Raw genomic sequence first — 9,767 nt, 5'->3', positions numbered from 1 at the left:
AAAATCCTGAGCAACTTTTTGTTGCTCAGGTACTTAAAAAGTTTAATTTATAATAGTGTTGCGGAATTAAGGTTTAATAAAACATTATTTGTTGAAGGAATAACCGGTCCTTGTACAGATGGCTATCATCCGGAACCTTCTTTGCCCACTTTTTCAATGAAAGGGGAAACACCTTCTTTTGGAGTGCTGCAACAAGTGAAACCTTCTACAACTTATATGTTTGAAACAGCAGTCAAAACAGATGGAGATGCTGGTATCATTGCGTGGTGGAAAGATGTGGATAATAATGCTTATATCGGTTTCGATACAAAGAACCACAATTGGTATTTGCGTACCATTATTAATGGTAAAGAAAAGGAGGAATATTTCACTTTGCCTAAAGATTTTCGTTGGGGTGTTTATCATCATTTACGTATTGAACGTAATCAGGATTGTTTAAAAGTATGGTTGGATGAAATACCATCTCCTCAAAAACATCTGTTTACAAAGATTATTCCTGTGACGGAACCCGGTGTTCCCGGAGTATTTGATCGGACTAAAAAAGCTTTGTTCGAAGGGGTGACTTATACTATCGGATTTGATGATGACCGGATACAGTTAAAAGAACATTCAGAAATATTGAAAGGTGATTTTCTTGATCATTATGAATTTAGTTTTCAACTTTCAGGTTTGTCCGATTGTAAGATGTCAGGAAGCTATCCGGTTTATGTGGATAAAGATAACTATGTAAAAGCTCAATTTAATGGTATCACGCGTATGCTGGAAGTGGTAGTTGTAAAACAAGGACAACAGATACTTGATAAAAAATATCCGTTGGAACATTTACAAATGGTTTATCCTGATGTGAAGTATACTGATTTTGTCGAAAAATGTTATCGTTTTATATCGCCTTCATGGATAAATGCCCTTTACCTGAACCGTCATGAAGTAGGGAATAAGGCGGAGTTTGTAGACGATATGTTTAGTAAATTTACAATAGAATATTTGAATGAGGGAGAATGGTATCCATTGAATAACAGCGGGGCGACGGTGGCAGAGCATCCGGCTTATAATCGTTTGTCTTTTACTCCGATAAAAACGGAAGGTATTCGTTTTATTAATAAAGACGCTCAGGATTTGGAACGGCATATTTATAAGTTGGGAATTCAAGAACAATTAAAGGAATCTTATAATTTCCGTGCGGTGAGAAGGGGAAATAAGCTCTATCTTTTTGTTGACGGAAGAGAATTAGGGAGATTGGATATTCATTATCCTGCTTCTTGTGTAGGATTTTGTTCTGGAAATTATTCTCCGGTATATAAAGGAATATTGTATTATCATATAGGAAACTGACTAGCATTATGAAAAAAAAATTGATTTTTATTTGGTTATTGATGTTGGGGACATTGACTTCTTGTCAGTCATGTTCCTCAGAATATAAGAATGTGAATGAAATAATTGTGGAAGAGCTGGAAATACCTGTTCCACTGGGTGACCCGTTTATATTGTTGCACAATGGGACTTATTATGCTTATGGTACTCACTCGGATGAAGGAATAGAGGTTTATATCTCGGATAATTTAAAAACGTGGAAATATAAAGGGCTGGCTTTGAATAAGAAGGATTCATGGGCAGACCGTTGGTTTTGGGCACCGGAAGTATATGAAGTGAATGGTAAATTTTATATGTATTATTCGGCAGATGAGCATATTTGTGTAGCAGTGGCAGATTCCCCTGTAGGACCATTTATACAAAATAAGCAAGAACCTATGATTGTTGAGGAGAAATGTATTGATAATTCTTTTTTCATGGATGATGACGGTACTCCTTATTTGTCATTTGTCCGTTTTAATGATGGGAATAATGTATGGATAGCCGAGTTGGAAAAAGATTTGATAACCCTTAAGAAAGAAACGATGCGCCCTTGTATTCATGTTTCACAGGCTTGGGAGGAAGTGTGGCCTCGAGTCAATGAAGGTTCTTATATTCTCAAACACAATGGAATTTATTATATGACTTATTCTGCGAATAGTTATGAAAGTCCATTCTATGGTGTAGGTTGTGCTACAGCTACCGATATAATGGGGGAATGGGCTAAATACGACGAAAATCCATTATTGCAAAATCCTGGTGGGTTGGTAGGTGTAGGGCATAGCGCCATGTTCACTGATAAAGAGGGAAAACTTCGTATTGTATTCCATGCCCACAAAGATAAAAGTAATATTCATCCGCGTGCTATGTATATTGGTACGGTAAATTTTGAGAATGTGAATGGAACAGACCGTATGAGAATCAGTAAAGAATATATAACTCCTAAATTACTGCAATGAGAAAAAATTTGATCCTGTCTATCTGCTTTTGTTTGGTGTCTTGCTCATCATCGTCTGCGCATGAAGAAATACCTGATGGTGATAAAACCAGCTATTACCGGAATCCGGTGATAGATTATAGTCTGCCCGATCCTACTATTATAGAAGGTGGTGATGGTTATTATTATTTGTATGCAACCGAAGATATTCGTAATTTGCCGATCCATCGTTCCAAGGATTTGATTAATTGGGAATGGGTAGGTACAGCATTCACGGATCGAACGCGTCCTGATTTTGAACCGGGTGGAGGCTTATGGGCTCCGGATATCAATAAGATAGATGATACGTATGTACTTTATTATTCTATGTCTAAATGGGGAGGTGAGTGGACCTGTGGTATCGGTTGCGCTACGGCAGACAAACTTTCGGGGCCATTTAAAGACCATGGTCTGATGTTTCGGAGTAACGAGATTAATGTACAGAATTCTATTGACCCTTTCTATATAGAAGATGCCGGAAAGAAATTTTTGTTTTGGGGCAGCTTTCGGGGCATTTATGGCATTGAATTAAGTGAGGACGGTCTTTCAGTAAAACAAGGGGAGAAGCCTCGGCAGGTGGCTGGTACAGCTTATGAAGGAACTTATATTCATAAAAAAGAAGGTTTTTACTATTTTTTTGCTTCCATAGGGACTTGCTGTGAAGGATTGAATAGCACTTACACTACTGTAGTTGCTCGTTCAGAAAATTTGTTTGGACCTTATGTTGATAAGAACGGGAGGACAATGATGGATAACCAACATGAAGTGTTGATTCATAAGAATAGTTCGTTTGTGGGAACAGGACACAATTCGGAGATTGTGACTGATAAAGTGGGTAATGATTGGGTATTTTATCATGCAGTGGCCACAAAGCATCCTGAAGGGCGTGTTTTGATGATGGATAAAATAAGTTGGAAAGACGGATGGCCTGTGGTAGCTACGGATTCTCCCTCATTGAAATCGGAAAAACCTGTATTGTAATTAATAAATACATAAAAATATGAATTGGAAAAACTTTGTATGTAGTGTGGTGTGTCTGGCAGGAATGACTTGTGCGGAAGCTGTGAACTATACACCGGAAAATGTTTCGGCTTCCATTGCTTTGAAAGTGCCTGGTAATGATGCGAAGCGGTATCCGCTGACTTTGCAGCAATTGGATAATAGTAATTTTGAATATCAGTGGGTGGCGGCCGATAAATTACCTGTGGTGATTTATCAGAATGTTGAAGAAAAAGACGGCAACCAGCGTATTGTCATTTTTATGACTGCATTGGATGATGTTTATTTCAATTTTGGTGAGCAGGTAATGACTGGTTGTCATCATGATGATTGTTTGTTTTATATGCCTGGATTTTGGTATCGTCGTAACTTGCGTTCTCCTCAAGAAGCGCCGTCTTTTCATACCTCGGATAGCTGGTTGGTTCGTGAAGACCGTTTAAGTACTCCCTTGACTGCTATTTTTGATGAAAAGAATAGGAAAACATATTCTGTTATCCGGCTGGATAATATGGCTTCGGATGCTTTGACTACCCATAAGGAAGGGGAAGTGATATTGTCTGGTAAAACCTCTATAGGTTATACAGGATTTGAAAACCTCTCGGGTATCGCTTCTTTGTCTTTTGGGTTTCCTTACAAGGAAGCTCCTAAAACTTATATTCGTAAATTGACATTGGCTCCTTCGGTTGAGGCCTATCAATTATTACGTAAAGGTGAGAGTCTTTCTCTGACTTGGGAATTACATGAGTCGGAAATTGCTGATTTTTCAGAATGTGTGCAGCATATTTGGGAATATTCTTATGATACAAACTGTCCTCAAATTGTAAATACACCTTATTCTCCTGAGAAAATGAAGGAAGTGATGAGTAATTTCTTCGTGGAAAGCTTTGTCGGAAATACTCCTACTCATTATTATTCGGGGGTGGAATTGCGTACGGCTACTTGTGACCAAACGGATGTTGCCGAAGTGGGTTTTGTGGGACGTACTTTGTTGAATGCTTTTAATGCATTGGAATATGGAGAACAGCAGCGTCGTACGGATTTGGTGACGAATGCTTATAAAATTTTTGATTCTTATTTGCAGAATGGATTTTCGGAAACGGGTTTCTTTAATGAAGTAGTACATTATAGGCGTAATTTTGTAGGGTCTGTTCATAGTATCCGCCGTCAGTCTGAAGGGGTATATGCCCTGCTTCATTTTTTGAATTACGAAAGACTGCAAGGTCGTAAACATCCTGAGTGGGAAAAGCGTATAAAAAGTATGTTGGATATGTTTCTGCGTTTACAAAATAAGGACGGTAGTTTTCCTCGTAAGTTTAAAGATGACTTTTCTATTGTAGACAAGAGTGGGGGAAGTACCCCTTCGGCAACTTTGCCATTGGTTATGGGATATAAATATTTTAAGGATAAACGGTATTTGGCAAGTGCAAAACATACAGTGGAGTATTTGGAAAAGGAATTGATTTCGAAGTCCGATTATTTTTCTTCTACTTTGGATGCTAATTGCGAGGATAAAGAGGCATCTTTGTATGCGTCAACTGCTGCTTACTATCTGGCTTTAGCTACAAAAGGAGCTGAACGAGCCCATTATGCTGGGTTGGCGAGGAAGGCAGCTTATTTTGCATTGTCATGGTACTATACATGGGATGTCCCTTTTGCCCCCGGTCAGATGTTGGGTGATTTAGGGTTGAAAACTAGAGGCTGGGGAAATGTTTCTGTAGAAAATAACCATATTGATGTCTTTATTTTTGATTTCGCTGACGTATTGAACTGGTTGGCAAAAGAATATAATGAAAAGCGTTTTTCGGATTTTTCTCAGGTAATCAGTACATCAATGCGTCAGTTGTTACCCTATGAAGGGCATCGATGTGGTATTGCCAAAACAGGATATTATCCGGAGGTTGTCCAGCATACTAACTGGGACTACGGTAAGAATGGTAAAGGCTATTATAATGATATTTTTGCTCCGGGATGGACAGTGGCTTCATTGTGGGAATTATTTTCTCCGGGACGTGCCGAGAAGTTCTTGAAAAAATAGTTTGAAAATTGATAATTTATTATGATGTTAAGTGATTAGCATTTCATTTAAAACTTGATTTTCTTTTCTTTTGTAGGGAAAGGTATGTCCTTTTTCAGAAAATCAGCTTTCTTTTTAAGGAAGGATACCTGAAGTATATTAAAAAGCCGGGGATTGTCTTTACAGATGTTCCCGGCATAATTTTTTACCGTCACTGGCATTATTGTTCTGACTTTACATCTCTTATTGAGTAAAACAAGTAAAAGAAAGAATTTCTCTATGTTAAGATAACAGTTTACTTTAAATTCTTAACTTTGTTCCCCTTGAAAAATGATTGTTACAAGATAATTTAACAGCTAAAATGCAACAATATAAAAGACCGGAAGCTATAAAACGTATGAATGAGTTGGCGGGTAGCCGGAAGCCTTTCCTTTTTATTATAGATTATAAACAGCAGTGTTCTTTGATAGAGGAAATAAGCCGGATTGATTCTACCCGTTGCCGTTATAACTTTAATGGAGTGAAAAATGTGGATACTGTAACAGAAAGTTACAGTGGGCGGATAGGCTGGAACTTTGTTCCAATGTCTTTGGCAGACTACCGGCAGGCTTTTGAAATCGTAAAACGGAATATTCTGGCAGGTAACAGCTATCTCGCTAATTTGACTTGCAAAGTTCCTGTCAGTACTAATCTTACTTTGGAGGATGTGTTCCGGTACTCCAAAGCACTTTATAGACTTTGGTTGAAAGATAAATTGGTCTGTTTCTCACCCGAAATTTTTGTTCGTATAGAAGATGGCGAGATAAAATCTTTCCCCATGAAAGGAACGATTGACGCTACCTTACCTGATGCGGAAAAACTGTTGATGGATGATCCTAAAGAAACTGCCGAACATGCTACCATTGTAGATCTGATTCGTAATGATTTGAGTATGGTGGCGGAACAGGTGAGAGTTGTCCGGTATCGTTATTGTGACCGGCTTGAAACCAATAAGGGGCCTATCTTTCAGACAAGCTCCGAAATATGTGGTGTCTTGCCCGATGATTACCCGTCGCATATAGGAGATATTATATTTCGTTTGTTACCGGCCGGTTCCATAACTGGAGCGCCCAAATCCAAGACGATAGATATTATTGAAGAAGCGGAGAGTTATGAGCGTGGATTTTATACGGGTATAATGGGCTATTGTGACGGCAGGACTTTAGACAGTGCGGTGATGATCCGTTTTTTAGAACAGGAAGGAGAGAATCTTTATTATAAGGCGGGGGGAGGAATCACTTCAAAGAGTGATTTACAAAGTGAATATAATGAAATGATACAGAAGATTTATGTACCCATTTATTGAAACTATACGGATAGAACAAGGAAAAGCGTGTAATTTGTCTTATCATAATGAAAGACTGAACAATACCCTTCATCATTTCTGGCCAGACTGTGCCGGCATAGAATTAGGTGAATACCTGAAATTGACACCGGAGATGAGCGGAATGAAATGTAGGGTGATTTATGATGGCGGTGGAATAAAAGAAATTAGTTATGAAGCCTATCAGATGCGTCCGGTACATTCTTTGCAGTTGGTTTATTCGGATGATATAGATTATACTTATAAAAGTACAGACAGGGAAGCTTTAAACCGGCTTTTTGCCTGCCGTGGAGAACGGGATGATATTTTAATTGTCAGACGCGGACTGCTGACTGATACTTCCATAGCTAATATTGCCTTGTTTGATGGTAAGGATTGGTTTACACCTAAATTACCTTTGTTGAGAGGAACTTGCCGTACAGCATTGATTGACAGCGGAATTATAAAAGAAAAAAATATCCGGCCGGAAGAACTATCTTCTTATTCTTTTGTTAGGTTATTTAACGCTATGATTAAATGGGGAGCGTTGGAACTTTCTACCGGAACCATTTATGAATAATAAGAAAGAAGGTGGAATTTTGAAGATTTTTGTTTGTTTCCTTAAATAATTTGCTATATTTGCAAAAAAAATATAAATACAGGTAGGGTATGAGATTGCGGACAGTTGCCAAGTTGGGTATGGTGCTATCAGTGGTATTGTTTTGTACGGCTGTGGGCTTTTACGGCTTTGCTAAATTAAGCCTGACGGATAAGAGTCGTGAGATCAATCTCTTCTCACTTGTACCGGCTGATTGCATCGGTGTGTTGGAGAGTGATAATATTAATTATTTTCTGAATGAATTTCCTCAACTGAATTATTCTGAAGAATTGGGTAATTTCCAGTTTCCCGGTTTATTTAATTATGTGTTGGGAGGTTTGAACGAATATACCACTAATACTGCTCATGGTCTGAGCAGTAAGATGAGCCGGGTGGTGGTCAGTTTCCATTCTCCGGGTACTCCGCGTGACCAGGTGGTATATTTCCGTATGGGGGCTGATGATAAGGAAACATTGGGAGATATGTTGTTAGAGAGAACTCCGGGAAGTTTTTCACCTAAAAAAGAAAAATACAGAGGAAAAAATATAGCAGTCTATCCGTTGGGCAATAATGATTTTCTAGCTGTCTATAGTGAGGCGGGGTTCTATGTGGTGAGTTATCAGAAAAGTTTGATAGAGAAAGTGATTGATGCGCGTGAGGATGAGGAGAAAGCATTGAGCAATGATCCCGTGTTTGCCAAAGCGATGCAGAAAAAGAAAACGCATAATTTCCTGACTTTATACGGACGTACACCGTCTATGCCTTTCCTGCAGGATAATAGTAGCTGTTGGAGTGAGTTTGATTTTCACATGAACAGCGATGTGGTGTATCTCACTGGAGATACTTTTATGCCTGATTCATGCGGTTGTGTGAACCAGATGGCCGAAAAATTGAAAAATATTCCAGATATAAGGGAAGATAGTTTGATTATTTCTGCTGATAAAGATTCCATGGCAGATTATATGGAAGAGGCATACGAAAGAAATAGCAGGACATTGTTCAATGAATGTGTAGCTAATCTTTCACGTGACGCAGCCTTTATGCTTGTGGCGGACATGAACAAGATTTCCCGCAACCCGGAACGTTTCGAGCCTTATTTGCCGGCATTTCTGTTGGAAAATGCTCCTTTATTCCATTCGTTTATTCTTTCAACCCAATTGTCAGTTGTAAACGATCGGCTTTCCCATATCATGGTGCTGACATATAAAGATTAGCGCAACTTATGTTGGTGGAAGTGAGGGGCCACTTTGTTTCTAAAATAAAATAACGAGATAACAGTGAGTGCAGCTCCGAATAGATAAGCCATCTTGAAGGTGGCTATTTCTGCTATATATCCGCCCAATAACATGCCGGCGCCTATACCTACATCCCACGAAGTCAAGTAGGTGCTGGTTGCCGTACCACGCTGGTTGTTGGGGGCCAAGTTCACAAACAGCGTGTTATAGGCAGGAAACATGGTTCCGAACCCAATACCTAGTAAAAGAGCTATGGTGAACAGAAAATAAGTGGTCCATTGCAGACTCCATGTTGTCAGCCATCCGCATGAACTCAAACCGAAGAAACAGAAGCAGACCAGATACAGGCCGGCTTCAATAACTTGAGTAACCATTCCCCGGTCTACCAGGCGTCCGGAGAAAAGACGGGAAACTGCCATTCCCAATGCCATAAAGGTGAAAAAGAAACCGGTAGATGCCTGGATACCTATTTGTTTGGCATACATTGCAACGTAATTGGTGGTCATGCCATAAGGGATGGATAGTAATAACAAACTGAAACCTGCCGGTATTCCTTTAAGCAAAATGAAACGGTCCAATGATATAGGTTCTCGTTTTACAGGAGGTTTGTAGGTGGTCTTTACCAATGAGGCGCAGAGAAATCCTATCAGGCAGGAACCTAATGAGCAACAGAAGATAAGCGTATAGTCTGCTCCTGCATCATGCAGGAAGAGTCCGGTCATCGGTCCGATGGACATGGCTATATTGTTTGCCAGCCCATAATATCCTAATCCTTCCCCACGGCGTGAAGAAGGCATGATATCAATGACAATGGTATTTCCGCTGACTGTCACCATGCCGAACGATACTCCGTGTATAATGCGGAATAAAATAAATAAGGTGAGTGTTCCTGCAATGAGATATCCTCCGAAGATGGCGGTAAAAGTGAAATAAGCCAACAGATAAAGCGGTTTGCGGGCAAAGGTATCTAACAGATAGCCGGAGAAAGGCCGTATGCACAGGGCGGCAATGGTGTAACAAGAAAGTACGGCCCCTATAGTTGTTTTGTTAGCGTCGAAAACTTCCGCCAAGTAGAAAGGTAATACAGGCATTAATAACCAGAATCCAAAGAATAATAGAAAATTGGCTGCCAGTATTTCTATATAATTTTTGGTAATCAGCTTGTCCTTCATGAGCAATAATCCTTAATTCCGCAACACTATTATAAATTAAACTTTTTAAGTACCTGAGCAACAAAAAGTTGCTCAGGATTT

At 39.3% G+C, this 9,767-nt stretch carries 7 protein-coding genes and 1 pseudogene; 7 read left to right on the top strand and 1 reads right to left on the bottom strand.

The genetic code is table 11. The features are described from left to right. The 7 genes and pseudogenes from AB5935_RS22430 to AB5935_RS22400 form a co-directional block, all read left to right on the top strand. Nucleotides 1-1,332: pseudogene (locus tag AB5935_RS22430) on the top strand (glycoside hydrolase); the annotation flags it as partial. An 8-nt stretch (nucleotides 1,333-1,340) separates the two neighbouring features. Further along, nucleotides 1,341-2,309 (top strand): glycoside hydrolase family 43 protein, encoded by a 969-nt coding sequence (locus tag AB5935_RS22425; RefSeq protein WP_007836962.1) that lies wholly within the window; start codon nucleotides 1,341-1,343, stop codon nucleotides 2,307-2,309. Then, on the top strand, nucleotides 2,306-3,307 hold the full coding sequence (locus AB5935_RS22420; RefSeq protein ID WP_368327582.1) for a family 43 glycosylhydrolase: 1,002 nt from the start codon (nucleotides 2,306-2,308) through the stop codon (nucleotides 3,305-3,307). The genes AB5935_RS22425 and AB5935_RS22420 overlap by 4 nt, the downstream gene beginning before the upstream one ends. A 19-nt stretch (nucleotides 3,308-3,326) precedes the next feature. After that, the gene (locus tag AB5935_RS22415; RefSeq protein WP_117682000.1) at nucleotides 3,327-5,360 is read left to right on the top strand and encodes a hypothetical protein; all 2,034 of its coding nucleotides are present in this window, start codon (nucleotides 3,327-3,329) and stop codon (nucleotides 5,358-5,360) included. 340 nt (nucleotides 5,361-5,700) lie between these two features. Continuing rightward, nucleotides 5,701-6,684, top strand: a complete 984-nt coding sequence (locus tag AB5935_RS22410; RefSeq protein WP_007836967.1) for an aminodeoxychorismate synthase component I — start codon at nucleotides 5,701-5,703, stop codon at nucleotides 6,682-6,684. Then, the gene (locus tag AB5935_RS22405; protein WP_007836969.1) at nucleotides 6,668-7,261 is read left to right on the top strand and encodes an aminotransferase class IV family protein; all 594 of its coding nucleotides are present in this window, start codon (nucleotides 6,668-6,670) and stop codon (nucleotides 7,259-7,261) included. The genes AB5935_RS22410 and AB5935_RS22405 overlap by 17 nt, the downstream gene beginning before the upstream one ends. Before the next feature lie 89 nt (nucleotides 7,262-7,350). Further along, complete coding sequence (locus AB5935_RS22400) at nucleotides 7,351-8,493, top strand: hypothetical protein (RefSeq protein ID WP_007836986.1); 1,143 nt, start codon at nucleotides 7,351-7,353, stop codon at nucleotides 8,491-8,493. Here the strand turns inward: AB5935_RS22400 and AB5935_RS22395 are convergent. Then, nucleotides 8,490-9,686, bottom strand: coding sequence for an MFS transporter (locus AB5935_RS22395; protein ID WP_007852992.1), 1,197 nt, complete (start codon nucleotides 9,684-9,686; stop codon nucleotides 8,490-8,492). The two genes, AB5935_RS22400 and AB5935_RS22395, sit on opposite strands and share 4 nt — an antisense overlap. Nucleotides 9,687-9,767: the final 81 nt, after the last annotated feature.

The sequence above is a fragment of the Phocaeicola sp. RTP21198st1_B8_RTP21198_201120 genome, assembly GCF_040929485.1.
GTDB lineage: Bacteria > Bacteroidota > Bacteroidia > Bacteroidales > Bacteroidaceae > Phocaeicola > Phocaeicola dorei.
This window is presented reverse-complemented; position numbering and strand designations above follow the sequence as displayed.